Consider the following 26,022-nt stretch of genomic DNA (forward strand, 5'->3'; position numbering starts at 1 on the left):
TCACGGAAGCCGTCGGTCTGCTCGCGGTGACGGCGCCCGACCGGCTGACTCTCGCATGGAGAGAGCCGGACCTCACCAACGATCAGATCGAAGCCTCGTCGACCAGCGAAGGTACGGCGCACGGACGCAGAACCATGAGGGAGTCTTCCAAGGCTGCCACCATGGCGAAGGGAAACCGGTCGAGCTCGAGACAGAGTGCGACGTCATCGGGATGGACTCCCTGACGCACACCCTCCGCCAGCTCGGCAGCGGCGCGCGACTCGGCAGCTCGGCGAAGGTACTCAGCAGCAGGCGTCCCCGCCTCCGTGGCCCTCCGCGCGATGTATTGAGCACACGCCAGATCTTCATCGGCCTGCCCGTCTTCGCCGGTGACCACGAACGTGACACTGCCACTCCGGCGTGTCCGCAAGACGCGAGCCGTTGCCTCCGCCACTACGAAGCCGGCGCACAGCACCAGCGACGCCTCCTTGACCGCGAGGGCGCCGACCGTCCCTGCCGTGGTCTTCTGCACAACGGTCCGTCCGCCGAGGTCGATGGACCGAAGCAGGCCCGGCGAGTTGACGGCGTCGAACCCGGGCGCGGGCGGACCGTCCTTGAGCGCCACCCAATCCGGGTGGCGAGCCCTGAGCGCGAGGGCTTCGTCCAGCGACTCGGCAAGAACGATTTCTTCCGCTCCTTGGGCAAAGGCCCAGGCGGCCACGGTGAAAGCGCGCATGACGTCGACCACGACCGCCACGGACGGGGTTTCGGCCAACTGAGCGATGCCAAGGAAACGAGCGTCCATCCGGACATGATCGCGCATGCCCGACCCGAAGCACCCATGCGGTGATGCGCATCACGTCGACGGTCTCGCAATGTCACACCTCCTACTGAAATCGACGACCGGGGCGGTCGACAGCCGCGTTCCGGGCCAGGGAAACGCACCCCTGGCCCGGAGGCAACGCATTCCTGGCCCGGAGGTGCGGAGCGCCGAAGTCGTCCGTGCCTGCGGGGTGATGGTCAGACGAGCCGCTGCCGGCCATGACTGGTACCACGCCGCACGGCTACGGCAGCGCCGCGTTCCGCGGTCGGCGCAGGAGCGCGCAGACCGGCCCGCTGCGCGGTGCCGGCTCGTGCCCGTCGTCGTGGGAGCTTTTGTGCCCGGGCCGCCACGCTGATGGCGTACGGCCGGTCATCCTGCATGAGGCGTAGAAGGGGGCACCGTCCCGCTCGTACCGTCAAGTGGCGCGGCGCTGCTCCTGGACGGCCTTCATGAGGTCTTCCACGGCGGACTGGGTTTCGCGATCATGACCCTCGTCGATCGCCTTGAGAGCGGCGGCCGCAGCCTCACGAATGTGATGGGGAAGCCCGTCGGCGGCCGTGAGTTGGTAGGCGGCCTTGCGGCGCGCCCTGCGCTCGGCGGCGTCCACCGCGTCGGGTCCGGACAGCGGAAAGACGGAAGCCCTGTATGCGGAGATCCCCAGCACCATCATGTCGGCGATGCCGTCGGCGTACCCGAGGGCGGCAGCCTTCCCCTGGCCTTCGCGCATGGTCGCGACGATGCGACGGCGGGACAGGGCCGTGCCCACGGCGGCGCCGCCGCCCAGAGAAAGGCAGCAGGTGACGGCGAGGAACGGGCCGCCCCAGGCGAGGCCGGTGAATCCTCCGAGGACCGCGAGCGCGACCGTCCATGCGGCGGCGGTCCGGGAGCTGATTTGCTCGGGCGTGGTGTCCATGGGAGCAGTGTGTCAGCAGGGACGGACTGCACCGGTGCGGGGCGAGCCTTGGTCGTGCGACTGCCGGGAGACTGCCTGCCGGATGGGCTCACTGGGTGGGAAGGACGAGCCGCAGGACGATCTCGCCGTCGTCGACCTCCCCGGTGGGCTCGAAGCCGAACTTCCGGTAGAAGGGCCACGGTTCGCCGTCGCCGGGATCGTAGCTGGTCAGCAACTCGGTGGCGCCGTCGGCGCGCACCAGGGCGGCGATCTGGGTGAGCGTCTCCCGGCCGATCCCTCGCCGCTGGTGCCGCTTGTCGACGAGGAGGCGCCAGATGAAGTGCCGCCCTTTGTAAGGACCAGCCGGGGGCTTCCACGACAGCATCACGAAGCCGACCGGCTCGTCGCCGACGTACATGGCGCGGTACCAGGGATTGGTCTCCGGTTTCTTTGCCGCTTCCTTGAGTGACTTGGACACGGAGGCGACGAACTGCTTCTGGCGTCGTCGGACGCGGAGGGCGCGAACGGCGTCCCGGTTGTCGTCGGTGATCTCCCGCAGGTGCACGCCCGGGGACTTCATGTCACACCCCTTCCCGTATCCGGCGGCTGCGCCATCCGGCCCGGCGTGAAGAGCCGCCGCCGTGCGGCAATGCACGCAATACCAGGGACATCAGGTTGGACGTCTTCGCAGCGTATGGGACGCAGCGGATCCGGAGTGGGACTGGCACGCCGGGTGTGCGCAGGACGGGCCACATCCGCAGGAGCAGATCCTGGTCGAGGTACGCGGTCAGGCACTCAGGGGCGAAGCGGAGGTATCCGCCGGGGCGCGGAACAAGGCGGCCGATGGACCGTTGACGTCGCGCGTCGCACCCTGATCTGCTGCCTTGATCAACCTGGAGATCGACGCAGCGAACGCAGATGCCGAGCAGGGGAGCTGAGGCCATGACGCCCTCGCATGCAGCGGGCCCGCCGACCGCCGTGGTCGTGCAGAACACCAGGAGCGGCGGTCCCGGCCGGGTCGGGGCCTGGCTGGACGAGGCGGGAATCGGCCTCGAAGTGCTGCGTCCCTACGAGGGTGATTCCCTGCCCCAGGCGCTCGACGGCAGGCCGCTTCTCGTGCTCGGCGGCGGCTTCCTGCCGGACGACGACGAGCGTGCGCCGTGGCTCCCGGCCACCCGCCGCCTCGTTGCGCAGGCCTTGGGCGACGGCACGCCCGTCCTCGGCATCTGCCTCGGTGGCCAGTTGCTCGCACAGGTCGCGGGCGGCAGCGTACGGGCGCGTCACGGGCAGCCCGAGTTCGGGAGCACACAGATCCGGCTGCGCCCCGAAGCCGCCGATGATCCGCTGCTGTACGGGCTCGGCGCGACGGTTCCCGCGATCGAGCGGCACGTGGACGCGATTACCGAACTCCCTCCGGGCGCCGCCTGGTTGGCGTCCAGCGCGGCCTGCCCCCACCAGGCGTTCCGGGTCGGGGCGCGGGCATGGGGCGTGCAGTTCCACCCGGAGGCGGAGGCCGAGCGGATCGCTGGCTGGGACCGGGAGCAGCTGGCCCGCCAGGGCTTCGACAGAGACCGGCTGCACGCCGAGGCCGTGGCCGACGAGGGGGCGGCGGTCTCGGCGTGGTCGGTGTTCACGCGGAGATTCGCTCAGGTGTGCGCGAGACTGCCGTGACCGGCCGCAGAGAGACCGGCCCGGCGCCACGGTCTGGCCCACGCGATGGCCGCACGGCGGGCTGTCGTGCGCGTCCGACCGCTACGACGAGTCGCTGACGGCCGGCGGCACCGCGGGCACCGGCAAGACCGCGCCGGCCGTGCACTGGGCACACCGGGTCCGCGAGCCCTTCCCGGACGGCCAGCTCCACGTCAACCTGCACGGCTTCGACCACGACCGGCAGCCCGTCGAACCGGCGAGGCCCGTGAACTGCCGCTGCGCAGGCAGACACCCGGACATGCCGTCAGCCATCGCACCCGGACAGTGGCTGGATGCAGAACGGACCAATCTCCTCGCCCTCCTCAACCATTCCGCCCACCACGGCCCCCGCCCCGTCGCCTGGTACCTGACATCCGTGGTGGTCGTCGCCCGGCGGCCGGATGTGAAAGAGGTGTCGGTCGAAGGCGAGGCGGCGTGGTCCGCCCCATGTCGAGATGTCGACCGGCCGCCGCGGCGGCGCGATTGCGAGTCCCGCACAGCGCCCCTGCGGTCGACGCGGCCGGTGGGCGCCAGCCGATGCGTGGAGGAGGGCTCGACCGAGCGTTGTCAGGCCGCTGCCCGTCTTGCCGGACCGGGGGTCCGGGCGGGTGTCAGATGTCCTCCGGGAGGAGGGCCGTATCGTGGGGCAGGTCTTCTCGTCGCCGTCGGCCGTCTGCGTACTGCTGACGTGGGGGCGGACCCTGGGAGCCGGCCGGGTACTCCTCCAGCGGAACAAGTTCCTTCTCCCACGCGGACAGTACGGGTTCGAGCACCCGCCACGCCTCCTCGGCTTCGTCGCCACGGATGGACAGGGCCGGATCCCCTCTGAGGACGTCCAGCAGGAGCCGGCCGTAGGCGGGCAGGCCCGGTGGTTCCATCTCCGCGGTCAGCGAGAGGGGGGTGAGTTCGTGGGCGTGTGCGCCGATGCCCGTCAGATCCAGGGCCAGTCCTTCGGGCTCAAGGTTGAAGCGGAGCACGTTGGGCAGGGCTTCTCCGCTGTGCCCGAAAGGAAGATGAGGCACGGCGCGGAAACGCACTGCCACCTGCTTGCGGTCCGCCTCCAGTGCCTTGCCACTGCGGAGCCGGAAGATTGTTCCGGCCCAACGCCAGCTGTCCAGTTCCAGCTCCACCTCTGCGTAGGTCTCGGTCCGGCGCTGTGGGCTCACGCCGTCCTCGTCGGCGTATGCGGGAATGTTGTGGCCGGCGACCGTTCCGGGCAGATAGCGCGCGCGGCGGGTGCGGTGCACGACGTCGTACTCGGTCAGGGGCCGCACTGACCGCAGCACGTCGACCTTGCGGTCGCGCAGGTCTCGCTCGCCGAGGGTGATCGGCGGTTCCATGGCGACCAGGCAGAGCAATTGCAGGAGGTGGTTCTGGATCATGTCCTTGAGAGCTCCGACGTGGTCGTAGTAGCCGGCTCTGCCTTCCAACGCCAGCGTCTCGTCCCAGACGATCTCCACTTCGGCGATGTGCGTGCTGTTCCAGATGGGCTCGAGTACACGGTTGGCCAGGCGGCTGCCGAGCACGTTCTGGACGGTGGTCATGGCCAGGAAGTGGTCGACCCGGAACACCGCCTGCTCCGGAACGAGATCGGCGAGGAGCCGGTTCAACTCCTGTGCACTGGCCAGGTCTTCGCCGAACGGCTTCTCCAGCACGATCCGGCTGCGTGCCGGCAGACCTGCGGCGTGCAGTGCGGTGACCGCGCGGGGAAACAGTGTCGGCGGGAGGGCCAGATAGACGGCGATGGGTCCGTCGCCGGCGATGACGGCGGCGACTTCGGCGGGATCGGTGACATCGGCCCTCAGGTAGCGGGCCGATGCGGCGATCGCCTCTCCGGCGTCGACGGGACCGGGGCCGCCATGACGTTCGAGCTGGGCGTTGACCCACTCCCGGTACTGCTCACTGCTCCAGTCCTCCCTGCTTGCGCCGGTCAACTGCAGTTCGTCGCCGAGGTGTCCTGCTGCCCGCAGAGCAACGAGTGCCGGCAGCAGATAGCGTGCGGCGAGGTCGCCTGTGGCGCCGAAGACGGCGAGACGGTTGATCACGCCTGCGTACCTTCCCTCGCCCGGGCCAGGTTGACGCCGCTGGCGATGATGCCGATGTGGCTGAACGCCTGAGGGAAGTTGCCCATGAACTCTCCTGTGGAAGGGTTGATCTGCTCCGACAGGAGCCCCAGCGGGCTGGCTCGGGCACACAGCGAGGCGTACAGCTCCTCGGCCTCTTCGATGCGGCCCTGGCCGATCAGATTGTCGACCAGCCAGAAACTGCAGAGCACGAACGCACCCTCGTCACCGGACAGGCCGTCGGGCGACTCCTCGTGCAGGTAGCGGTAGAGCAGCCCGTCACCTGCTGACAGGCGCTTCGCGATGGCCGCGGTGGTCGCCACCATCCGCGGGTGATCAGCCGGCACCACCTGGCGCAGCGGGAGCGCGAGCAGGCTGGCGTCCAGGATGCCGCCGCCGTCCAGGTGCGCGCTGAGGGTCTGCGCACTCTCGTCCCAGGACTGCTCCAGGATCTTTCGGCGCAGCTCGTCGGCCGAGGCCTGCCAGTGGGCGATCCGACCGGGCAGGCCGAGCCGCTGTCCCATCTGCGCGGCCCGGTCCAGGGCCACCTGGCACAGTCCGGCCGAATACGTGAACACGCGCCCCTCGCTGCGTACTTCCCAGATGCCTTGGTCGGGCTGGCGCCAGGCCTGCTCCGCGGCGTCGGCCAGAGTGGCCAGGCGGGCCCACAGCGCGGGCTGGATCGCTTTGTCGGAGCGCAGCCACTGGTGGGCGCAGTCCAGAATCTCGCCGTAGACGTCGTGCTGGCGCTGGTCGGCCGCGCCATTGCCCCAGCGCACCGGGGCAGAGCGCTGGTAGCCCTCCAACTCGCTGTCCTCGACCTCGTCCGGCACCGGATCGCCGTGGAGGTCGTACATGATCCGGGGTTGGCCGCTGTATTCGAAGGCGTCGAGAACCCAGCCGAGGAAGGCGTCCGCCTCGCCGTGGAAGCCGATGCGGCGCAGGGCGAACACGGCGAAGGACGCGTCGCGGATCCAGGTATAGCGGTAGTCCCAGTTGCGGATGCCGCCGATCGGTGCGGGCAGCGAGGAGGTGGGTGCCGCCACCAGCGAGCCGTTGGCCCAGTCGTCACAGAGCTTCAATGTCAGGGCGGAGCGTCTGACCAGTAGTTCCTCGGGGCCCCCGTAGGTGAAGTGGTGCATCCAGCGGCGCCATGCGTCGACGGTGCCCTGCAGCATGGCGTCGGTGTCGAGCCGGTGGTGACGATGGAAGCGGCCCCAGGACAGCACGAGATCGAGACGGTCGCCCTGCTGCAGGTCGTGTGTGCTGTGCAGGCCGGACAAGGGACGGTTGGACCGGAGATGGAGTCGCAGGTCCGGTCGCCGGGAGGGGCGCACTTCGAGTCCGCTGAACAATTCCCGTGCCTGCGCGCCGCCGCGGGGCTCCAGGCCGACTCGCAGGCGGACGTTCCCGTCCAGCACGACCGCCGAGCGTACGAGTTCGCACCGGTCGGCCGGTGCGTCATCGGTGAGGTCGGCGCCGTGGCGCAGGGCCAGCGCATCGGTGACGCGCACCAGGCCGGTGGGGCTGCGCAACTCGGTCGTCAGGACGCCGGTGTCCGGTTCATAGCGCTGCCGCGCCTCGAGCAGGTCCTCCGGAGCCAGGCTGAAACTCCCGCCGCGTGCGTGATCCAGCAAGCCGCAGAACAGGGGCTCGGAATCGAACCGGGGCAGGCACATCCAGGAGATGGAGCCGTCGAGGCCGACCAGCGCGGTGGTCGTGCCGTCCCCGATGAGGCCGAGGTCCTCCAGCGGCAGGTAGCCCTTCCGTCTGCGGACCGGCCGGAACGGAGGGTCAGGATCGTGCATGCCGCCTCGCCTCTGCAACGCTGAGAACATCCGTGCGACCTGGAGGCGCGCACGGGGAAGGAGGGTGGTCTAGAAGCTGATCATTACTTTCACGACGTCTTCGAGTTTCTTGTCCGCGACCTCGAAGGCGCGTTCGATGTCATCGAAGTGGAACTCGTGTGTCGTCAGATGGGTCGGATCGATACGCTGTTTCTGCAGTACCTGCAAAAGCCGTTCCATGCGCAGTCTCCCGCCCGGGCAGAGACCCGTTGCGATCGTCTTGTCGGCCATGCCGACGCCCCATTCGACGCGGGGAATGCGGACGAATTCCCCTTCGCCGAAGTAGCCGGTGTTGGAGATGGTTCCTCCAGGCTTGGTGATCTTGACTGCGCTCTGGAAGGTCACGTCCGCGCCGAGTGCCTCGATGGCGGTGTCGACTCCCCGCCCTTGGGTCAGTTCGAGGATCCGCTCGACGACATCCTCGTCGGTGAAGTCGATGATCTCGTCCGCGCCATAGGTCCGTGCGAGCTTTTTCCGGCTGGGGACCGATTCGACCCCGATGACGAGACCGGCGCCTCGCAGCCTGGCCCCTGCGGTCGCCATCAGGCCCACCGGACCCTGCGCCAGAACGGCGACGGTCCCGCCCATCGGAATGTTTCCGTTCTCGGCGCCCATGAATCCGGTGGAGATCATGTCGGCGCAGTAGACAGCCGCTGCGTCAGAGATGGAGTCGGGGATTTTGGCAAGGTTGGCATCGGCGTCGTTCACATGAAAGTACTCGGCGAAGACCCCGTCCTTGGAGTTGGCGAATTTGAAGCCGCCGAGTGGCCCGCCGGACTGTGAGGGGTAGCCGTTCTGGGAAGCCAGGTCGCCCCAGTCGGGAGTGATGGCACCGACCAGCACACGGTCGCCGGGCTGGAAGTCCTTCACCTCGCTGCCCACGGAGTCAACGACTCCCACCGCTTCATGGCCCAGTGTCAGGTCCTCCCGAGGTCCGATGCCACCTTGGACGGTATGGGAGTCGGAGGTGCAGATGAGGGCTCGGCTCGTCCGCACGAGGGCGTCACTTGGACCCAACTGCGGAACGGGCTTCTCCATGAAATCCACCCGCCCGATTTCTTTCATCACGAAGGCTTTCACCTGCTTCGCCCCTCCGGTCGACGCGCCGCCGCCCGAAATGACGTGCCGCTCTTGCCGCCACATTTCCGCGGATCGTGACGTATGACGATCCAGCCACTCCGGCGGTGATGCTTTTCGGTGAAAACAGGGAGCCGCCCGGCGCAGCCCCCATCCGGACCTCTCGGAGTGGGCATTCGGGGTGATCGGCGCGAGGCTGGAGGCCAAGCCCAAGTGGATGCGGCCCGCGTTCCGGCGCGGTTGTCCCCATCATCACGTCGAGGAGAGACCATGGCTGACCAGCCTGAGGCAGCGCGCCGCATCGTGGTCGGGGTGGACGGCTCGGACTCGTCGAAGCGGGCGCTTCGCTGGGCGGTGCGTCAGGCGGAGCTCACCGGCTGCGTGGTGGAGGCGGTCACCGCGTGGGACTTTCCGCAATTCCACGGCGCGCTCGGGTGGCTGCCCCCTTCGAGCAGTGATGAAGCGGCCCTGGAAGGCCGGGCACGGAAGGAACTCAGAGAAGCCGTTGAGGAAACCGTGGGAGCGCAGCCATCAGTGGAGGTACGAAGCGACATCCGCTACGGCACCCCCGCCAGTGTGCTGCTCAGTGCCGCTCGGGAAGCGGAGTTGCTCGTCGTCGGCAGCCGAGGCCTTGGGGGATTCTCAGGACTGCTGTTGGGGTCCGTTGCTCAGCACTGCACGCAGCACGCTGCTTGTCCGGTCGTCGTGATCCGGGGCGACGGCGGCGAATAGCGGGAAGACCTCCACGGGCCGCCGGGACGCTTTCGTGGTTCGTGTGCCGGAGCACGGTGAGCCGCTGTACCGAGGCGCAACCCGATGGGCGGTTCGTCGACCGCACCCGGGTCTGACGTCATCGGACAAAGATGATGTCGGACGCCGCCGGGACCGACAGTGAGCCCGCGCGCCGCGGGATGCCCGCCCCGCTCTCGATGTCGAACCATGTGACATCCCCCGAACGTTCGCAGGGGCCACCGCACCAAAAGAAGCCGGACAGCGGCAGGCCGCCGAGCGGAGCCTGTCCCGAGGTCGTTGCGGTGAGGGCTCACGCGCTGTCGCCTGTCTGGCAGGCCTGCCGGGCGCGGATCAGTTCGAGGCCGATCGGCACGAGCGAGACCATGACGATCACGGCGATGATCGGCAGGAGGTAGCGGTCGACGTTGGGTACTGAAGCGCCCAGGCCGTAACCGGCGAGGACCAGGCCGACCGTCCACACCAGACCTCCGAGGATCTGCGACAGTGCGAAGGTGCGCGCCGGAACGGCCAGGATGCCGGCCAGGGGGTTCAGCACGGTGCGCACGATCGGCAGGAACCGGGCCAGCACGATCGCCTTGGCGTGACCGTACCGGTGGAGGATGTCCCCGGCACGGTCGGCGCCTTCTTTGATCTTGCGGGACTTCGTGCGGGCCAGGAACGCCGGTCCCGCCTTGCGGCCCAGCAGGTATCCGGTCTGTGCGCCGGCCAGGGCCCCGGCCGCCGCGGCGACGAGGACCCAGGCCAGAGACAGGTGACCGGGCTGCGTCGCCGAGCCGGCGCACAGCAGCCCAGCGGTGAACAGCAGTGAGTCGCCCGGCAGGAAGAAGCCGAGGAGGAGACCGGTCTCGGCGAAGAGGACGACGGCGATGCCGAGGGTGCCGAAGGCGGCGACCAACGACTGTGCGTCGAGAAGGTTCACGGCGAGGTTCACCTGAGATGCGGCTTGGTGCGCGAGCGTCATGGACGAGCCTCTTCGTGATGCCGGTAGGGGGCAGGCGGACCGGAACGCTCGAAGCCGTGCTTGCTCCGCGCGCACCTATGTCTACACGACAGTAGTCGGTCTACTTCACTGTAGACGACAGGCAGGCGGAGGCGGCTCCATGGCGGACACGGAGGGCGAGCGCGGGCCCGCCGGCGAGTCGCAAGCGAGCGTGTTCGCGGCACTGCGGGACCGACGGTGTACCTGGCCGTTTCCCGCAAGGACGTCACCGATCCGGAGGCAGGGACCCTCAGGTGGCCTGACGCTCCGTCCGGCGGGCATTCAGGCCGCGTTCAGGCTTGCCGTGCCACGGTCGACATGCCGGCTGCCGTCTGCGGTCGGCTCATCGGAGCGGAGCGCTCGCCGCGTCTCGGGGCGGGCGCTGCGTCGTTCGGCACGACAGGAGCACCACGATGGAGAAACCAGAGGTTCTCGACGGCGTAGACGCGGCGAGCGTGTCGACCACTGCGGTGATGAAGAAACTCCCAGAGGTCACACTGGCATTCTGGATCATGAAGATCGCCGCGACGACTCTCGGCGAGACAGCGGGCGACCTCTTCGCGCAGACCCTGAAATTCGGCTACTTCCTCACCACGATCGCCCTGTTCGCGATCTTTGTGGTGACCCTGGTCGTCCAGCTGCGGTCCCGCCGCTACAACCCGTTCCTGTACTGGACCGTGATCCTGTCGACCAGCATGGCCGGCACCACGATGTCCGACTTCATGAACCGCGACGCCAGCGCCGGGTACCTCTCCGACGGCGCCACTTCGCTCGGCTGGGGCCCGCAGGGCCTCGGCCTGGGCTACCCGGCCGGAGCAGCCATCCTGATCGCGATCCTCCTGGCCATCTTCTTCGCCTGGAAGCTGAGCGGGATGACATTCCAGATCCGTGACATCGTCAGTTTCCGCGGCGAGGCCCTGTTCTGGTCCGCGATCCTGGTGTCCAACACGCTCGGCACCTCGATGGGCGACTTCCTGTCCGACAGCTCGGGCCTCGGCTACGCAGGGGGCGCGCTGCTCGTGACCGGCGTACTCGCGCTGCTCCTCGCGCTGATGAAGGTGCCCACGGTTCCGAACGTGCTCCTGTTCTGGATTGCCTTCGTTCTCACCCGTCCTCTCGGCGCGACGGCGGGAGACTTCCTCACGAAGCCAGTTGCCGACGGTGGTCTGGACCTCGGCACCGCGGGTTCGTCGGCCATCCTCGTTGCCGTCCTGTTCGGTCTGATGGTCTATGCCCAGGCGCAGGAGCGCAGGAGCAGCGCCGCATCGGCCGCGAAACGGGGACAGGTCAGCCGCCGGCGGGCAGGCTGACCGTGAATCTGGCCCCGGAGGCGTACTCGGCGTCGTAGAAGACCTCGCCGCCGACGGCACGGGCCAGGCGCCGCGCGAGCGGAAGTCCCAGCCCCGCCCCGTCGTGTCCGTCATCGGCGTCGGCGCGCCGCCCCGGCCGGAACAACTCGCCGACGAACGCCTCCGGCACGCCCGGACCGTCGTCGACGACGTCGATGCCCACTGCGCCGGGCATGGTCCGCGCGGACACGGTCACGGTGGACCCGGCGTAGCGGGCGGCATTGGCCAGCAGGGGACTGAGGATCCGCTCGAGCAGAGCGGGCGCGACCGCCGCCCGCAGAATCGGACCCTCGGTCTCCAGCGTCGTCTTCAGCCGCTTCGGAGCCTCGGTGGCCTGGAGCAGTCGCTGCAGGACGGGCACGACGTCGGTGGTAGCGGGAAGCGTCGCCGGGTTCAGGGAGCTCTCGCGGGCGTCGTTGAGCAGCGTGTCGCAGATCGTCCGCATGGACTGCGCGGCCTCGGCCATCACCACGTGGACCGCACGCATCTCACCGGCGGAGCGGGGCCGGGCCTGCAGCCAGTCGAGCTCGATGACGATCCGGGTGAGCGGGGTGCGCAGTTCGTGGGACAACTCCCCGGTCAGCTGCTGCTCGTGCCGCAGCACGGTGCGTATGCGGTCCAGGAGTGCGTCCAGCGAGGTGCCCAGATTGGCGAGTTCGGCCGGCTGATGCGCGGCGCCGAAACGGTCGTCCGAGCCCACGGCACTCCACTGGGCGGCCTGATCGGTCATGGTCCGCACGGGGCGAAGGGCCCTGCCGACGGACAGGCGGGTGAGCACGTACGTGCACCCGAGCATCACGGTGTCCAGCACCAGAGAGCCCAGCAGCAGAGTGTCGACCGAACTCCGGTACGGGCCGAGGTCCAGGGCGGTCACGACAGCGGCGGCATGGTGTCCGGCCATGGCCAGCGCGCACAGACGGACGGGCTGACGGCCCTTGACCGTCGTACAGGCGTACCGGCGCTGCGCGGCCAGCCGGTCCGCGGCCTCGGTCAGCGGACCGCCGGTCGCGGCAGAGGGAGGCTTCTCCAGCAGTCGATCGCCGGCGTAGATCCACACGTTCGAGTCGAGGAGCCGGTCGTGGGCGGTCTCCAGGACTCGCACCCGGTTGCCGCTGGTGTCGACGGTGGTGGCCACTGCGTCCGCCCGGGTGTGCAGTTCGCCGTCCGCCTGGTGTTGCAGGTACCGGTCCATCACCACGTCGAACACCACGGTCAGGACCGTCATCAGCAGCGCGGCGATGGCCAGCGCCACCAGGGAAAGGCGGCCACGCAGGGTTCGGGGGACCATGCGGCGCAGGGGTCCGCTCATGACAGGCGGTGTCCGATCCCGCGGGCTGTGCCGAGGCTCAGGCCGCTGCCTGACTCGCGCAGCTTGCGGCGCAGCCGGGTCAGGTACTGGTCCAGGGTGTTGTCACTGACCTGTGCGCCGTCCGGCCAGCCGGCCCGAACCAGGTCGATACGGCGCACGATCCCGCCGTCCGCGGCAACGAGCGTGGCCAGGACCCGGAATTCGGTCGGGGACAAGGCGACCGGCGCGCCGTGAGCCGTCACGGTGTGGTCCACGGCGTCCAGGACCACGTCGCCGGACGAGGCTGCGGACCGTGGAGCGGATCTCTTCAGCGCGGCTCTCAACCGGGCAGCGAGTTCGGCGAGGTGGAAGGGCTTGGGCAGGTAGTCGTCGCCCCCGGCGGAGAACCCGGACAGCCGGTCGGTGAGCTGGTGGCGGGCGGTCAGGAAGATCACGGGACCAGGGAAGCCGTTGGCCCGCATGGCCTGGCACACGTCCCGGCCATCCGCGTCGGGCAGTCCGATGTCCAGGACCGCCGCCGAGACGGCGGGGGTCGCCAGCCGCAGGGCCATCGCCCCGTCGGGGGCGAGCACGGGATCGAAGTCGTCGGACAGCCCGCGGCGCAGCGCGTCCCGCAGCGCGTGGTCGTCCTCGACGATCAGGATCTTGGAGCGCATGGGGGTCTCCGTGGGCCGAGCGAGGAGTCGTGCCCGCGGTGAACGATCCGTGCAGCCGGTGGGTCACGCCCCCAACACATGCCGAGCAGGCCGGTGGCGAAGACCCGGCCTGCGACGCCATCCGTGCAGTGCGCCCGGAGAGGGACGCGGCTCGGGCCCGCCGGTGCGCCCGTGGTGCTGTGGCCCGAGGGGAACGACCCGTCGGAGGCGTGTGTGGCCCAGTCCGTGTGCGGAGGCGGGGCCCGGCGTACGTTCCCGAGCGACCGCGTTTCGAGGCGTGCCCGTACATGGGCGGTGTTCGTGCACGCAGTGCCTTCAGGTATCGCCGTCGCCGGATTCTCGACAAGATGCCTCGCTCGGCCCGGGCGGCAACGCGTGCCGCGACGCCGCTCCGCCGGCAGACTCCGCTCCAGGGTGGACGGCGGGTCGGGCACGGTTCATCAGCCCGCGACGTCCTCGGCCTCCCAGCGCAGCAGGTCGCCCGGCTGGCACTCGAGCACCTCGCAGAGCGCGGCGAGCGTCGCGAAGCGTACCGCCTTGGCCCGGCCGTTCTTGAGTACCGCCAGGTTGGCGGGTGTGATCCCTACGCGGTCCGCGAGTTCTCCCACGGACATCTTGCGTTTGGCCAGCATCACGTCGATGTCGACGGCGATCGGCATCAGATCACCTCGTCCAACTCGGCCTGCATCTGCGCCGCTTCGACATCGCGTGCGACGGCCTGGTTGAGCAGCATCCGCAGTACGTGCACGATGAGTGCGACCCCGAGGATGGCCACGCCGACCCCGCCCATGATGACGGTGACACCCGGGTCGTCCCGCTGGCCCGGCGCGTTGAGGGCCGTGACCGCGAACCACACGAGGGCAGCCGCCACGATCGCGCCGATCATCCCGTCCACGTACCGGAAGGCGGCGCGGGAGAACACGGTTCCGCGTCGCACCATCGTCACCAGCCGCCAGACGCAGACCAGGGCGACCTGTGCCGAAACCATGCCCAGGATCGTGCACACGCGCAACGGGGTCAGCGGGAGCGACCCGTCCTCCGGGTCGCTCCCGCTGACCAACGTCCACACCATCAATGCCTGTACGAACACGGTGCCGGCGAACACCACCGCGAGCACGGCGCGCAGCGCACGCACTGTCAGCTTTCCCATGACCTACCCTTCCAGCGAGTTACGATAGAAATCTATCGAAATTCGATAGGTAGAGCAAGAGGGAGAACGGAGAGCGGGGCGGTTTCACACGGTGGCGGGACGCCGTCGCGCCGTCTCACCGCGTGGCGTTCACACGAACCGTCAGCTCTCGTGGGACGCCGTTGACGTGGGGGAGTGGTCGTTCGGCGGCAGGCGCAGAGCGAGCAGGGCGACGTCGTCGGTGCTGTCGGCGCAAGACCGGTCAGCAGTTCCGCGCAGAAGGTCTCCGGGGTTTCACGGGCGACGGCCGCTGCGTGCTGGCGCAGGCGGGGGCTGCGGGCGCCCGGTGGTCACCGTCGAGATCGCCGAGCGCCACGGTGTCGGCGGGCGGCCCGGTCAGGTCCGACAGCCGCACCGGGGCCCGCAGTCCGTCGCGGCCGCCCCGCGCGTAGTACACGTAGGTGCCGTACTGGCCCTCGTCGTCCGGGTCGTACGTCCGGGCCAGCGTCACGATGTCGTCGAAGCCGTCGCCGTCGGTGTCCCCGACCGCCGCAGCGACCGTGTTCAGGTCGCCGTCGCTGAAGGCCGCTCCCTCCTGGGTGTTCGCCGGGCGGCCGTCGCGCCCGAACGGGCTGAACAGCACACGGCCGTTGTGCGCCAGGTCCTGGTGCCCGTCGCCGTCGAAGTCACCGGCCACGGTCCGATAGGCCTGCCCGATACCGGTGCCCTCAGCGGGCAGCAGCGAGCCGGAGCCGACGCCCTTCGAACCACCCCACAGCACCGTCCGGCTGCCCTGCCGGTCGATGCCGTCCTGACTCCAGCGCTCGTTCCCGGAATCGACGAGCAGATCGGTGTATCCGTCGCCGTCCAGGTCAGCTGTGGTGAGCCGGCCGCCGAACAGGTCGCCCTGCTCGACGGCGCCGGGGATGCCGGCGGACGCCTGCGTGTACACCTTCCTCGCCGAAAGCCCCGCGGCGGACCCGTACAGCACGGCCACATAGCCTGCGCGGGCCTTGCCCCCCACGGTGGCGTACGGAGCGCCGACGGCCAGGTCCTCGTAGCCGTCGCCGTTGAGGTCGGCACGCAACTGGTGGGCGGACTGCTGGGGAGCGGCACTCGCCGCGGAGGTCAGCGCCGGCAGGGCTCCGGCGGCCAGGACGACAGCGGTGGCCGTCGCGAGAGTGCGCGTGCGGAAGGTTCGGGACTGGGGGACACATCGGCTCCGGAAGTCGTGGAGACAGAGGGGTGCGGCGCGGCGAGGGCTCAAGATCCCCTCAACGCCGCACAGTTCGACTCACCCGATCGGGACGTGGTTTGCCCTGGACGAGGGCCTAATTTCCCCCGCCGTTCATAAAAGCCACACGCGCACGGGGGGAGGCCTCTCGCGAACGGGGCGAAATCGTCATACTCCAGCGACGCGCGGCGTTGCTCGGTGCGCGGCGTGTCGCCACCGTGTCGCGGACCACGGCGAATTGACGCCGCCTCCAGGTGGTTCGGCACCGGAGGGTGAGCTCGGCCAGGAGTCTTCGGGGTGTGGATCAGCCGTATGCGGCCGCGCCGGTGTTCCTCCTGACCGTCCGACAGCCGTGAGGGGTCGCACGGCCACTGGCGCGCGAGTCGGTGTGAAGGTGCCGGCACGTCCGGGTCGGCACGAGCCGATCAGTACGGGGAATCACCGTGGACGAGTCAGTACGGCAGCAGACGTCCCGAGGGCGTTCTGCGGTCGATCGGCATCTCGCGTGGAGCGGCGGGCCGGCGGTTGACGCGAATCCGGATCTGACGGTTCATGACCCCTCCTCATGGCTGATGAGCCCAGCGTCCTCGGCGACGCGCATAGACGCATCGTGCCCACGGATGCAGCTCTTACCCTCCGAGCAGGATCTTCCTCGGCGCGGTCCCGTTATGCCTTCGCGCGGCCACCGGCCGCGCGAAGGCATAACGGGACCGCGCCGCAGTGCCTCATGTCGCCGCTGTCAAGCGGACCGCCCCGGTGCCGCAGCCAGCAACGGCAGGCCCAGACGATCGGTGAGCTCGTGCACGTCGATACCGAACGTCTGTCGCACGCTCACACCCTGCGCGGTGATGTCGAACACCGCCAGGTCCGTGTAGACGCGGTTCACGCAGGCGAGCCCGGTGAGCGGGTAGCTGCACTCGGACACCAGCTTGGGTGTTCCGTCGCGGGTGAACAGGTTCATCATCACGAAGACCTTCTTCGCGCCGATCGCCAGGTCCATGGCTCCGCCCACCGCGGGGATGGCGTCGGGTGCGCCGGTGTGCCAGTTGGCGAGGTCGCCCTGTGCGGATACCTGGAACGCGCCGAGTACGCAGACGTCCAGGTGGCCGCCGCGCATCATCGCGAAGGAGTCGGCGTGGTGGAAGTAGGCGGCGCCGGGCAGTTCGGTGACGGGAACCTTGCCGGCGTTGGTCAGGTCCGGGTCGACCTGGTCCTCCCGGGCGGCGGGTCCCATGTTGAGCATGCCGTTCTCGGTGTGGAGGACGACGCCAGAGGCGGGGGAGAGGTGGTCGGCGACCAGGGTGGGCTGGCCGATGCCGAGATTGACGTAGGAGCCGTGCGGGATGTCGCGAGCGATCAGCGCTGCGATGTCGTGCTTGCCCAGCGGGCCCTGCCCGGGCGTCTGTGAAGGTGTCCGGTTCATGCGTGATCACCCACCTGGACGACTCGGTCGACGTAGATGCCGGGCGTCACGACGGCCTCGGGGTCGATCGCGCCGGTCTCGACGATCTCCTGGACCTGGACGATGACCGTGGCGGCCGCGGTGGCCATGACAGGGCCGAAGTTCCGGGCGGTCTTGCGATAGACGAGGTTGCCCATACGGTCGGCGCGGTGGGCGCCGATCAGCGCGACGTCTCCGCTGATGGGGTACTCCAGCACATGGGTGCGGCCGTTGATCTCGCGTACCTCCTTGCCCTCGGCGAGCAGTGTGCCGGCGCCGGTGGGGCAGAAGAAGGCGCCGATGCCGGCTCCGGCCGCCCTGAGCCGTTCCGCGAGATTCCCCTGGGGGACGACCTCTAGTTCGATCTTTCCTGCCCGGTAGAGGTTGTCGAACACCCACGAGTCGGCCTGGCGGGGGAAGGAACAGATCACCTTGCGGACCCGTCCCTTGGCGAGGAGCGCGGCCAGGCCGGTGTCGCCGTTGCCGGCGTTGTTGGAGACGACGGTGAGGCCGGTGGCTCCCTGCCGTATCAGGGCGGCGATCAGGGACACAGGCATGCCGGCCATGCCGAAGCCTCCGACGAGCACCGTCGAGCCGTCCTGGATGCCGGCGACCGCCTCGTCCGCGTCGGTGTACAGCTGCGCGGTCATCGGCTGCTCCCGGTGACGTTCTCCAGGACGACAGCCAGTGCCTGGCCGACGCCGATGCAGATGGCGGCGACACCCCATCGCTGCCCGGACTCCTGCAGGCGGCGGCAGAGGGTGCCCAGCAACCTGCCGCCGGAGGCACCCAGGGGGTGGCCGAGGGCGATGGCGCCGCCCTTCGCATTGACGATCTGCGGATCGATGTCCCAGGCGTCCACGCATGCCAGTGCCTGCACCGCGTAGGCCTCGTTGAGTTCGACGGCTGCGACGTCCGACCAGGAGATGCCTGCGCGTTTGAGGGCCCGGTTCGCCGCCTCGACGGGGGCGAAGCCGAACATCTGCGGATCCAGCGCGCAGACGCCGCGGCCCGCGATGCGGGCGAGGGGATCGCTGCCGATGCGCTCCGCGGCGGCCTCCGAGCCGATGAGTACCGCCGAGGCGCCGTCGTTGAGCGGGGAGGCGTTGCCGGCCGTGATGAGGCCGTCGGTGCGGAAGGCCGGTTTGAGTGCGGCGAGCTTGTCCATGCTGGTTCCGGGGCGGATTCCCTCGTCCCGCTGGAGAGCGGTGCCGTCTTCCTGCGGGACGGGGACGACCAGGTCGTCGTAGAAGCCCGCGTTCCAGGCCTCGTCGGCGAGACGGTGGGAACGGAGGGCGAATGCGTCCTGGCGCTCGCGGGAGATCGCGAAGCGGTCGGCCAGCTGTTCGTTGGCCTCGCCCAGCGAGACCGTCCATTCCTTGGGCATGCGCTCGTTGATCAAGCGCCATCCGAGCGTGGTCGACACCGCGGTGGTGTTCGCGACCGGGTAGGCGCGCTCCGGCTTGGGCAGCACCCAGGGAGCCCGGGTCATCGATTCCACCCCGCCCGTCAGGACGATGTCGGTGTCGCCGCTCTCGATGGCGCGCGAGGCGATGAGGGCGGCGTCCAGGGACGATCCGCACAGGCGATTGACAGTCGTGGCGGGCACCGAAGTGGGGAGACCGGCGAGGAGGACCGCCATCCTGCCGACATTGCGGTTGTCCTCACCGGCGCCGTTGGCGTTGCCCCAGACGACGTCGCCGATCTCTTGCGGATCCAGGGCCGGAGTCCTGGCCAGAGTTCCTTTGATGATGTGTGCGGCGAGGTCGTCGGGCCGGACATGGGCGAGGGCGCCCGCGTACCGGCCGAAGGGGGTCCGCGCCGCCGAATAGAGATAGCTGTCGTTCACACCGTCACGGTAGGAGTCCGCCGGACGGCCCGTCCAAGACCTAATCGCGATCGATTGATAACGATACCTTATAGAATCAGGTCATGGAGCTACGGCAGATTCGCTACTTCCTGACGTTGGCCGAGGAATGCCACTTCGGCCGCGCGGCCACCCGCCTCCACGTGGCACAGCCGGCCCTCTCCCAGCAGATCAAGCAGCTGGAGAAGGAGCTGGGAACCGCGCTGTTCACCCGCTCCACCCGGCACGTCGCACTCACCGAAGCAGGTCAGCACTTCATCGAGTACGCACGCTCCCTGACCGCCCAGGCCGAACAGGCCCGACGCCACATGACGGAGCTGGCCACCGGCCACGTCGGCCGCGTCTCCATCGGCTTCATCGGCACGGCCACCTACGACCTGCTACCCCATGTCGCACGCACCGTACGCGCCGAAATGCCCAACGTCACCATGGATCTGCGAGGCGAACTCCTCACCCCCGACCTCGTCGACGGCCTCCTCGCCGGCGCCTACGACCTCGCGGTCCTTCGCGGCGCCGTCGAGCACGAGGACATCCGCACCACGCTCCTGCGCTCCGAATCCCTGGTGGCCGTTCTGCCCTCCCATCATCCGCTGGCAGGCCGACGACGTATCGCGCTCGAAGAGCTGGCCGACGAGCCCTTCGTCATCCACCCCTCACGCTCCCGCTCCTCCATGTACGACCAGGTCCTGGCCGCCTGCCGACGTGCCGGCTTCCAGCCCCCCTCACTGATGGAGGTCGGCGAGACCGCCACACTCGTCGTCTTCGTCGCCGCCGGCCACGGCGTCGCCCTCGTCCCCGCGTCGGTCCAGAGCCTCAGCCTCAGCAGCGTCGCCTACGTGCCGATCGCCGAGGACGAATCCGTCGACCTGGTGCTCGCCCGCCGCGCCCGGGGCAGCACCCCCGCAACCGAGCAGGTCTCCTCCGTGATCAGACGATGCGCCCACGACCTGGAACACCCAGAGAGCCCCGCCCGTACCCCTACTCTGTAGAAATGACGAGCGGGACGACAGACGCCCCGGTGCGCTTCAGCACCGTCGGCCTTCCCGAGGCACAACGCATCGCCTTGTGGGAAGAGCACAACGCCACGGCCCTCATCGGCCTGCGCTGCCGCGCCCTTCAGGATGCGGCCCTGAACGCGACAGAGATCAACCTGCAGCTCCCCCGGGCGCATGTGGCACGCGTGCTCGGCAGCCCGCACGTCGTCGAACGGCCCGAGGCAGAGATCCGCCGCGTCCCGTCCGGAGCCGTGGCCTGCTACCTGACCCTGGCCGGCGACGCGTTCTTCTACCACGACGACGGAGTCCACCTGCTGCACCCCGGGCAGATGCTGGTCTGCGACGCCGACCAGCCCTTCATGCGCGGCTTCTCCCACGGTCTGGAGGAACTCGCGATCAAGATCCCCCACGAGGTCTGGCGCGAGCTCGGAGGTCCGGCCTCTCTCGCACAACCGCTGGTCATCGGCGAAGACGCCGTCGTCCAGACCAGGACGCTGGCCACGCTCGCCGCCCAGGCACTGCGTCCGGAAAGCTCCGCCGACGTGGACGAGGATGTCCTGCTGGACCTGCTCGCCTCCATGGTGACCGGTCGAACAGCATCGCTCGCCACCGTCCACCTGACCGTCGCCAAGGCATACATCGACGAGCACCTGACCGACCCGGGTCTCTCGGCGGCCCGCATCGCCCGCGGCGTCGGGATCAGCGAGCGCCACCTCTCACGGGTTTTCTCCTCGGGCGGCACGACCGTTCCGCAATACCTGCTCCACCGCCGCCTCGAGCGCGCCCGCACGCTGCTGCAGCAGGGAGGAGTGACGACCGTGACCGAAGCCGCCGCGCGCTGCGGCTTCGGATCGGCCACCCACTTCTCCCACCGGTTCAAGCAGCGCTTCGGGCTGCGCGCCACCGATGTGCTGCGTCAGGGCCGCGCACAGCCCTGACGCAGCCGGGCCCCGTCAACTCCCCTCGGGCGCCAGAACGATGTCGAAGCGCACCTGGGTCCACGAACGGTCGCTCAGATCGCGTCCGTCCGGCGCGGGCGTACCCGGCGGCTGCACGTGGAAGTCCTTCACGAGCGATTCCTTCACCCCGAACACGGAGTCGCTGCCGAGGAGTTCGTCACCGCTGACGAAGATGTGCGTAACCAGGGTGCGCAGGGCGGGGGCGCTGACCATGAAGTGCAGGTGCGAGGCCCGCATGGGTGAACGGCCGGTCGCCGCCAGCAGCCCTCCGACCGGCCCGTCGTGGGGGATGGGGTACGGCGTCGGCATCAGCCCCCAGAAGCGGTAGCGCCCGTCGGCGTCGGTGAACAGATGTGCCCGCGCCGCGATCCGGTCGTCGCCGTACTGCGTGTCGTAGAAGCCGTCCTCGTCCGCCTCCCACACCTCGATCCGCGCTCCGAAGACCGGCCTCCCGGTGGTGTCGGTGACGGTGCCCTCCACCCAGCAGGGCTGTCCGGGCGCGCCGAAGGCGATGTCTCCGCCGAGATCGATCTCAGGACTGTTCTCGACGAAGAAGGGCCCGAAGACGGTGGCTTCGGTGGCGTCGCCGTGCGCCGCGTTGTTGACGGCGACCGTCTGCATGGAGGCGCCGAGCACGTCCGACAGCAGGATGAACTCCTGGCGCCGCTCGTCGGTGATGTGACCGGTGCGGGTCAGGAAGTCGATCCCCGCACTCCATTCCTGCTCGGTGAGACGGACCTCGCGCACGAAGTCGTGCAGGTGGTGGACCAGGGACCGCATGATCTCGCGCAGCCGAGGGTCGGTGCAGCCGTCGAAGGACTCGAGCACCTCGCGGGTGATCGCGGCTTCCCGCTCCTGCTGCTCAGCCGGGACGGGGGCACCAGGGGTGGTGAGGTCGGGGGTCATGAGGCATCGCTTCCTTCCCAGGCGCTTCGGACGAGGTCGGTGATCGCGTGGAGGGTGACCGGCCGGGGGTTGCCGACCGGGGCGGCCGCCACGACGGCCTGGGCGGCTTCGGCAATGCCGTCGGCAGGCATCCCGAGATCGCGCAGCGAACGTGGGGCGCGCAGCCGGTCGATCAGGCGCGCCAGCCCCTCGCTCGCGCTGGGAGCGTCGAGGGCCGCCGCCAGACGCCGCTCGGCACCCGGGACGCCCGGAGCGTTGAAAGCGAGGACGTAGGGCAGGACGACGGCGTGGGTCTGGGCGTGCGGCAGGTTGAACATGCCGCCCAGCACATGGCAGATCTTGTGGTGCAGACCCGAGCCCGCCGACGCGAATGCGGCCGCGGACAGGTACGCGCCGTACAGCGCCTTCTCCCGGCCCTCCATCGCCTCCGGTTCCGCGGCGACCAGAGGCAGGCCGACGCGCAGGGCCCAGGCACCCTCGATGGCCAGAGCCTGATTGATGGGATCGGCCCGCGGGGCCCACAGGGAGTCCACACAGTGCGCCAGGGCGTTCAGACCCGAGGCGACACTCAGCTCGACGGGCAGGGTGAGAGTCAGCGCGGGGTCGTAGACGATCGTGCGCGGCAGGACCTTCGGATCCGAGCCGGTGGTCTTGACCGAGTTCTCGGTCATCCCCCACACAGCAGTGGCCTCAGACCCCGCATATGTGGTGGGCACGGCGATGATCGGCAGCCCCGTGGTCAGCGCGACCGCCTTGGCCAGACCGGTGGTCGAACCGCCGCCCACGCTGACCAGGGCGTCGACGTCACGCTCGGCGGCAGCGGCTCGCGCCCTGTGTGCCACCTCCACGGGAACGTGCATGACGACCTCACGGTGCCGGTGGGCCACAGGCAGGCCGGCGGTGATGCGGTCGGCCAGTTCCTCCTCGGACGCACCCGCGATCACCATCACCCGCCGGGCGCCGAGCGCGGCGACTTCGGCGGCGAGCCCGTCCGCCGCGGCGCCGGAGGCGAACCTCACCCGCTGCGCCAGTGTGTCGTGTACGAACTGCACGGGTCAGTCCCTCCCCAGGATCGAGAGCAGGGCGGCGCGCAGCTCGTCCTCAGGACTCTCGGGCAGCTCCATCGCACGCCAGGCGATGTGCTTGTCGGGCCGCACCAGCAGGACACCACCCTCGCTGATCTCGCGCAGCTTGGCCCAGTCGTAGTACAGGTCGCTGACCTCGCGGCCCGGGCCGATGACGACGGCACCCAGCGGGATGCCGAGGTCCTGGCCGACCTTCTCGGCCACGTCCTGCCACGCCTCGCCCGCGATACCGGTCAGCAGGGTCCAGCGGTCGTAGGGCGCCAGGTCCATGAGGGCCTTGCGGTGCGCGCTGTCGCCCACCCAGGCGTGCGGCAGGTGCGCCCCGGGGACGGTCGACATCTCGTAGTAGAGATCGGCATCGCGTGCAGAGGACGGCGGTTCGGCACCCTCGGCAACGACGGCGGTCGACGTGTAGTGCTGGCCGAGCTCGACACCGTGTGCGTTGAACTCGTAGTTCTTCAGATCCATCGCCCGCACCAGGGCAGCCCGCTTGGCAGCGCCCGCAGGGGTGTTGGCCTTGCGCTCCTCGATGGCGGCCGTCATCTCCGCCTCGCTCGTCGCGTCGAGGACACCCAGCGCCTTGAAGATGTCGATGAATTCGCGGCTGGACTTGTTGGCTCGCTTGACGATGCGCTCAGCGACCGGTGCCCGCTCGGCGCTGTAGGTCTCCAACAGGGCCGGGTCCGCATGCCCCTTGAGCACGGCCGCGATCTTCCACGCGAGATTGTAGGAGTCCTGGACGGAGGTGTTGGACCCCAGACCGTTGCTCGGCGGGTGCCGGTGGACGGCGTCGCCCGCGCAGAACACCCGGCCTTGCTGAAGCCGGGTCGCGTACATCTCGTTGTTGCCCCACAGGCTCGTGCCGGTGATCTCGACCTCAAGATCCGGGACTCCGAGGAGATTGCGCACGATCTGTGCCGCGGCTTCCTCGTCGACGGTCGGGGGTTCCTCCGCGATGTCGTAGCCCCACACGATCAGCCACTCGTTCCACGGGCGCACCATGCGCACCAGACCCGCGCCGATGCCGCCCACGTTGGAGCCCGGCTGGATGACCCAGTACAGGACGGACGGCCGGTGGGCGACGAGACGGCTGATGTCGGCCTTGAACGTGATGTTCATCGAGCCGGCGATGTCCATCGCGCCTTCGAAGGGCAGATCGATGTCCGAGGCGACCTTGGAGCGGGCCCCGTCCGCGCCGATCAGGTACTTCGCACGGATGCTGTATTCCTGGCCGGTGAGCCGGTCCAACACCTGCACGGTGACGCCGTCGGCGTCCTGGGTGTGGGAAAGGTACTCGGTGGAGAACCTGGTCTGGGCGCCACGCTGCGTCGCGTTGCGCACCAGGATCGGCTCCAGATAGGACTGCGGGATGTCCACGGTCAGACAGGGAGACGCGAGGCGGTAGTCGGCCTCCCGGTCGGGACGGGTGCCCCAGGTGTGGATGCGCCCGATCTCCTCACCGGCGATGCTGGTGCAGAACACCGTGTCACCGACCAGACCGTGTTCGGTGGCATCGGCCAGGACCTGGTCCTCGATGCCGAGATCGCGAAAGACCTCCATGGCCCGCTGGTTGGTGATGTGCGCGCGCGGAGTGTTGGCCGTCCACCGGTACTTCGTGATCATGATGGTGTCGACGCCGAGGGTCGACAGCAGCAGCGCGGCGGACGCACCCGCAGGGCCGGAACCGACGACCACGACATCGGTCGTCACGGCCGAGTCGATCGGCAGTTCGGTCTCGGAGATCCCGTCGTTGAATATGGGCATCGTCATGGGCCTTTCATCGATCCGGCGTCGTCGCCGAGGACGCCAGTGTGAGACCGACCGAACGGTTGGGGAACGGATCGCCTCCCAGGTTGGCGGGAACACCAAGACATGGCGGATCTGCGAGGCCCAGGTGCCGCAGCGACGCTGAGCGCAAGCAACCGCCGGAAGCTCGCTCAGCCCGGAGCAGCAGGTCGGCGTCGGTGGCAGGCCGTGGCTGCTGCCGCACGCCGATCGGGCAGGGCACAGAACCGCCGTCCGCGGCAGCTCCTGCACGGGACGTGCCTCGGCGACCGCACCGACGGGCGCAAGTTTCACCCCGGCCTCGAGGTGGGACACGCCGTTCGCCCGTACGACGGTCGTCTCGGCCTGTGTGAGGGTTCCCGTCTCGTAGGCGCGCACCGCGCTTGTCGAGCCGAGCGCGTCTACTACGAGCAGGTGCCCGACCAGCGCGTGCTTACGGGTCGTACGGCGCACACGGATGCTCGGCGACACCGAGAGAGCCATCTCAATGCCGGCGAAAGCCCGGCCCCCGTACGGAGGGGGCAAGAATCGCCGCCGCGGCCGGACTCGGCCATGGTGTGCCGGAATCGGGGCCACAAAGTCGAGCCCGAGAGGCCGTCGGCCGAAGCTCCTGGCGAAGGAGAAGAATGATCGTCGTGCCGGCCGAGTCAGGAGCCCTTGGGCTACGGGTCGTCGACCGCCTGCTGACCCGCTGCCCCGCCGACCGGATGCCTGCCGCAGTCCGCGTCCTGACCGAGGACCACCACGGCGGCACTGCCTCCGACTTCACCGGTGTGCTGGAACAGCAGACAGACGACGTCCAGCGCGTTCTCGGCAGACCCGCGACCTCGCCGGAAGAAGCGGTGAGGGCGCTCCTCGGAGGTCGGGGGCCTGAGGAGCTGGTCCTGCGTCCCATGAGCGTGCCCGGCTTGGGTGTCGAGCCGCCGGGCATACGCCACGATGTCGTGCAGCGTGCCGACCACACCGAGGAACACTCCTACGGCTCCGCCACCACCAGCGGCTTCGACACCGCCGACCTCGCCCGCCGCGTCGACGCCACGGGCAAAGACGTCACCGCGGCCGTGCACCAATGGCCGGTGGGAACCGGAACACATCCATGCGGAGGACCACATCCTGCACCGCGAGATCCGGACGCGGCGCCCCGTTGACCAGGCCCGCTGCTACACGAGCCCGCTGATGCCGCGCGGCATCAGCGGGCCTGGTGC

The 26,022-nt window shown here is 69.3% G+C and carries 24 protein-coding genes; 6 read left to right on the forward strand and 18 right to left on the reverse strand.

Translation table 11 applies throughout. From position 1 onward, the window contains the following. Positions 1–82 precede the first annotated feature (82 nt). The 3 genes from H305_RS0115225 to H305_RS0115235 form a co-directional block, all read right to left on the reverse strand. A complete protein-coding gene (locus H305_RS0115225; RefSeq protein ID WP_028801138.1) occupies positions 83–784 on the reverse strand; it encodes a 2-phosphosulfolactate phosphatase in 702 nt (233 codons plus the stop codon). Positions 785–1,217: 433 nt separating this feature from the next. After that, positions 1,218–1,715 carry a hypothetical protein gene (locus H305_RS0115230; RefSeq protein WP_028801139.1) on the reverse strand — a complete coding sequence of 166 codons (498 nt, stop codon included), beginning with the start codon at positions 1,713–1,715 and terminating at the stop codon, positions 1,218–1,220. Positions 1,716–1,803: 88 nt separating this feature from the next. Next, a complete protein-coding gene (locus H305_RS0115235; RefSeq protein ID WP_234020823.1) occupies positions 1,804–2,274 on the reverse strand; it encodes a GNAT family N-acetyltransferase in 471 nt (156 codons plus the stop codon). 362 nt (positions 2,275–2,636) lie between these two features. Here H305_RS0115235 and H305_RS0115240 point away from each other — a divergent pair, with 362 nt between their 5' ends. Continuing rightward, entirely contained in the window at positions 2,637–3,365 is a 729-nt protein-coding gene (locus H305_RS0115240; protein ID WP_028801141.1) for a type 1 glutamine amidotransferase, read from the forward strand. A gap of 629 nt (positions 3,366–3,994) precedes the next feature. Here H305_RS0115240 and H305_RS0115245 read toward each other — a convergent pair. The 3 genes from H305_RS0115245 to H305_RS0115255 form a co-directional block, all read right to left on the reverse strand. Continuing rightward, positions 3,995–5,428, reverse strand: a complete 1,434-nt coding sequence (locus tag H305_RS0115245) for a glucose-6-phosphate dehydrogenase (protein ID WP_028801142.1) — start codon at positions 5,426–5,428, stop codon at positions 3,995–3,997. Next, complete coding sequence (locus H305_RS0115250; protein ID WP_028801143.1) at positions 5,425–7,254, reverse strand: glycoside hydrolase family 15 protein; 1,830 nt, start codon at positions 7,252–7,254, stop codon at positions 5,425–5,427. Before H305_RS0115250 ends, H305_RS0115245 begins: the two co-directional genes overlap by 4 nt. A gap of 69 nt (positions 7,255–7,323) precedes the next feature. Further along, positions 7,324–8,436 (reverse strand): NAD(P)-dependent alcohol dehydrogenase, encoded by a 1,113-nt coding sequence (locus H305_RS0115255; protein ID WP_324608100.1) that lies wholly within the window; start codon positions 8,434–8,436, stop codon positions 7,324–7,326. Between the two features lie 204 nt (positions 8,437–8,640). On the opposite strand from H305_RS0115255, the gene H305_RS0115260 reads away from it, so the two are divergent. Continuing rightward, positions 8,641–9,102 carry a universal stress protein gene (locus H305_RS0115260; protein ID WP_028801145.1) on the forward strand — a complete coding sequence of 154 codons (462 nt, stop codon included), beginning with the start codon at positions 8,641–8,643 and terminating at the stop codon, positions 9,100–9,102. Positions 9,103–9,412: 310 nt separating this feature from the next. Here the strand turns inward: H305_RS0115260 and H305_RS0115265 are convergent, their stop codons facing one another. Continuing rightward, positions 9,413–10,084, reverse strand: a complete 672-nt coding sequence (locus tag H305_RS0115265; RefSeq protein ID WP_028801146.1) for a DedA family protein — start codon at positions 10,082–10,084, stop codon at positions 9,413–9,415. 431 nt (positions 10,085–10,515) lie between these two features. On the opposite strand from H305_RS0115265, the gene H305_RS0115270 reads away from it, so the two are divergent. Next, positions 10,516–11,412 carry a membrane protein gene (locus tag H305_RS0115270; protein WP_028801147.1) on the forward strand — a complete coding sequence of 299 codons (897 nt, stop codon included), beginning with the start codon at positions 10,516–10,518 and terminating at the stop codon, positions 11,410–11,412. Here the strand turns inward: H305_RS0115270 and H305_RS0115275 are convergent. The 8 genes from H305_RS0115275 to H305_RS0115315 all read right to left on the reverse strand — a co-directional run bounded on the left by H305_RS0115275 (position 11,390) and on the right by H305_RS0115315 (position 19,069). Continuing rightward, a complete protein-coding gene (locus H305_RS0115275; RefSeq protein ID WP_028801148.1) occupies positions 11,390–12,760 on the reverse strand; it encodes a sensor histidine kinase in 1,371 nt (456 codons plus the stop codon). The genes H305_RS0115270 and H305_RS0115275 overlap by 23 nt on opposite strands. Next, positions 12,757–13,416 (reverse strand): response regulator transcription factor, encoded by a 660-nt coding sequence (locus H305_RS0115280; RefSeq protein WP_028801149.1) that lies wholly within the window; start codon positions 13,414–13,416, stop codon positions 12,757–12,759. Before H305_RS0115280 ends, H305_RS0115275 begins: the two co-directional genes overlap by 4 nt. A gap of 440 nt (positions 13,417–13,856) precedes the next feature. After that, the gene (locus H305_RS0115285; protein ID WP_028801150.1) at positions 13,857–14,075 is read right to left on the reverse strand and encodes a helix-turn-helix domain-containing protein; all 219 of its coding nucleotides are present in this window, start codon (positions 14,073–14,075) and stop codon (positions 13,857–13,859) included. After that, complete coding sequence (locus H305_RS0115290) at positions 14,075–14,566, reverse strand: DUF2975 domain-containing protein (RefSeq protein WP_028801151.1); 492 nt, start codon at positions 14,564–14,566, stop codon at positions 14,075–14,077. Before H305_RS0115290 ends, H305_RS0115285 begins: the two co-directional genes overlap by 1 nt. A gap of 241 nt (positions 14,567–14,807) precedes the next feature. Beyond that, positions 14,808–15,812, reverse strand: coding sequence for an FG-GAP-like repeat-containing protein (locus H305_RS54000; protein WP_051370602.1), 1,005 nt, complete (start codon positions 15,810–15,812; stop codon positions 14,808–14,810). A 706-nt stretch (positions 15,813–16,518) separates the two neighbouring features. Beyond that, entirely contained in the window at positions 16,519–17,202 is a 684-nt protein-coding gene (locus H305_RS0115305) for a 3-oxoacid CoA-transferase subunit B (RefSeq protein ID WP_051370603.1), read from the reverse strand. After that, complete coding sequence (locus tag H305_RS0115310; protein WP_028801153.1) at positions 17,199–17,870, reverse strand: 3-oxoacid CoA-transferase subunit A; 672 nt, start codon at positions 17,868–17,870, stop codon at positions 17,199–17,201. The genes H305_RS0115305 and H305_RS0115310 overlap by 4 nt, the downstream gene beginning before the upstream one ends. After that, on the reverse strand, positions 17,867–19,069 hold the full coding sequence (locus tag H305_RS0115315) for a thiolase family protein (RefSeq protein ID WP_028801154.1): 1,203 nt from the start codon (positions 19,067–19,069) through the stop codon (positions 17,867–17,869). The genes H305_RS0115310 and H305_RS0115315 overlap by 4 nt, the downstream gene beginning before the upstream one ends. Before the next feature lie 83 nt (positions 19,070–19,152). On the opposite strand from H305_RS0115315, the gene H305_RS45995 reads away from it, so the two are divergent. Beyond that, on the forward strand, positions 19,153–20,076 hold the full coding sequence (locus tag H305_RS45995) for a LysR substrate-binding domain-containing protein (protein ID WP_051370604.1): 924 nt from the start codon (positions 19,153–19,155) through the stop codon (positions 20,074–20,076). Between the two features lie 2 nt (positions 20,077–20,078). Further along, the gene (locus H305_RS0115325) at positions 20,079–21,020 is read left to right on the forward strand and encodes a helix-turn-helix transcriptional regulator (protein ID WP_028801155.1); all 942 of its coding nucleotides are present in this window, start codon (positions 20,079–20,081) and stop codon (positions 21,018–21,020) included. A 15-nt stretch (positions 21,021–21,035) separates the two neighbouring features. Here H305_RS0115325 and H305_RS0115330 read toward each other — a convergent pair whose 3' ends face one another. The 3 genes from H305_RS0115330 to H305_RS0115340 are packed head-to-tail and all read right to left on the reverse strand — an operon-like array spanning position 21,036 to position 24,796. After that, positions 21,036–21,947, reverse strand: a complete 912-nt coding sequence (locus H305_RS0115330) for a dioxygenase (RefSeq protein ID WP_028801156.1) — start codon at positions 21,945–21,947, stop codon at positions 21,036–21,038. Then, positions 21,944–22,999 carry a maleylacetate reductase gene (locus tag H305_RS0115335; RefSeq protein ID WP_028801157.1) on the reverse strand — a complete coding sequence of 352 codons (1,056 nt, stop codon included), beginning with the start codon at positions 22,997–22,999 and terminating at the stop codon, positions 21,944–21,946. Before H305_RS0115335 ends, H305_RS0115330 begins: the two co-directional genes overlap by 4 nt. A gap of 3 nt (positions 23,000–23,002) precedes the next feature. Continuing rightward, on the reverse strand, positions 23,003–24,796 hold the full coding sequence (locus H305_RS0115340) for an FAD-dependent oxidoreductase (RefSeq protein WP_028801158.1): 1,794 nt from the start codon (positions 24,794–24,796) through the stop codon (positions 23,003–23,005). A gap of 647 nt (positions 24,797–25,443) precedes the next feature. Here H305_RS0115340 and H305_RS54785 point away from each other — a divergent pair. Beyond that, positions 25,444–25,965: a hypothetical protein gene (locus H305_RS54785; RefSeq protein ID WP_028801159.1), complete on the forward strand. Its 522-nt coding sequence runs from the start codon at positions 25,444–25,446 to the stop codon at positions 25,963–25,965. The last annotated feature ends 57 nt before the right edge of the window (positions 25,966–26,022 follow it).

It is taken from the genome of Streptomyces sp. 142MFCol3.1, from assembly GCF_000424945.1.
Taxonomy (GTDB): domain Bacteria; phylum Actinomycetota; class Actinomycetes; order Streptomycetales; family Streptomycetaceae; genus Streptomyces; species Streptomyces siamensis.

What these genes read in the sequence shown, in the direction of transcription:
- H305_RS0115325 (WP_028801155.1), top strand. Translation starts at nt 20,079, where the DNA reads ATGACGAGCGGGACGACAGACGCCCCGGTGCGCTTCAGCACCGTCGGC.
- H305_RS0115275 (WP_028801148.1), bottom strand. Translation starts at nt 12,760, where the DNA reads ATGAGCGGACCCCTGCGCCGCATGGTCCCCCGAACCCTGCGTGGCCGC.
- H305_RS0115305 (WP_051370603.1), bottom strand. Translation starts at nt 17,202, where the DNA reads ATGAACCGGACACCTTCACAGACGCCCGGGCAGGGCCCGCTGGGCAAG.
- H305_RS0115250 (WP_028801143.1), bottom strand. Translation starts at nt 7,254, where the DNA reads ATGCACGATCCTGACCCTCCGTTCCGGCCGGTCCGCAGACGGAAGGGC.
- H305_RS45995 (WP_051370604.1), top strand. Translation starts at nt 19,153, where the DNA reads ATGGAGCTACGGCAGATTCGCTACTTCCTGACGTTGGCCGAGGAATGC.
- H305_RS0115280 (WP_028801149.1), bottom strand. Translation starts at nt 13,416, where the DNA reads ATGCGCTCCAAGATCCTGATCGTCGAGGACGACCACGCGCTGCGGGAC.
- H305_RS0115285 (WP_028801150.1), bottom strand. Translation starts at nt 14,075, where the DNA reads ATGCCGATCGCCGTCGACATCGACGTGATGCTGGCCAAACGCAAGATG.
- H305_RS0115265 (WP_028801146.1), bottom strand. Translation starts at nt 10,084, where the DNA reads ATGACGCTCGCGCACCAAGCCGCATCTCAGGTGAACCTCGCCGTGAAC.
- H305_RS0115225 (WP_028801138.1), bottom strand. Translation starts at nt 784, where the DNA reads ATGGACGCTCGTTTCCTTGGCATCGCTCAGTTGGCCGAAACCCCGTCC.
- H305_RS0115330 (WP_028801156.1), bottom strand. Translation starts at nt 21,947, where the DNA reads ATGACCCCCGACCTCACCACCCCTGGTGCCCCCGTCCCGGCTGAGCAG.
- H305_RS0115230 (WP_028801139.1), bottom strand. Translation starts at nt 1,715, where the DNA reads ATGGACACCACGCCCGAGCAAATCAGCTCCCGGACCGCCGCCGCATGG.
- H305_RS0115260 (WP_028801145.1), top strand. Translation starts at nt 8,641, where the DNA reads ATGGCTGACCAGCCTGAGGCAGCGCGCCGCATCGTGGTCGGGGTGGAC.
- H305_RS0115240 (WP_028801141.1), top strand. Translation starts at nt 2,637, where the DNA reads ATGACGCCCTCGCATGCAGCGGGCCCGCCGACCGCCGTGGTCGTGCAG.
- H305_RS0115290 (WP_028801151.1), bottom strand. Translation starts at nt 14,566, where the DNA reads ATGGGAAAGCTGACAGTGCGTGCGCTGCGCGCCGTGCTCGCGGTGGTG.
- H305_RS54785 (WP_028801159.1), top strand. Translation starts at nt 25,444, where the DNA reads ATGATCGTCGTGCCGGCCGAGTCAGGAGCCCTTGGGCTACGGGTCGTC.
- H305_RS0115255 (WP_324608100.1), bottom strand. Translation starts at nt 8,436, where the DNA reads ATGTGGCGGCAAGAGCGGCACGTCATTTCGGGCGGCGGCGCGTCGACC.
- H305_RS0115235 (WP_234020823.1), bottom strand. Translation starts at nt 2,274, where the DNA reads ATGAAGTCCCCGGGCGTGCACCTGCGGGAGATCACCGACGACAACCGG.
- H305_RS0115270 (WP_028801147.1), top strand. Translation starts at nt 10,516, where the DNA reads ATGGAGAAACCAGAGGTTCTCGACGGCGTAGACGCGGCGAGCGTGTCG.
- H305_RS0115340 (WP_028801158.1), bottom strand. Translation starts at nt 24,796, where the DNA reads ATGCCCATATTCAACGACGGGATCTCCGAGACCGAACTGCCGATCGAC.
- H305_RS0115310 (WP_028801153.1), bottom strand. Translation starts at nt 17,870, where the DNA reads ATGACCGCGCAGCTGTACACCGACGCGGACGAGGCGGTCGCCGGCATC.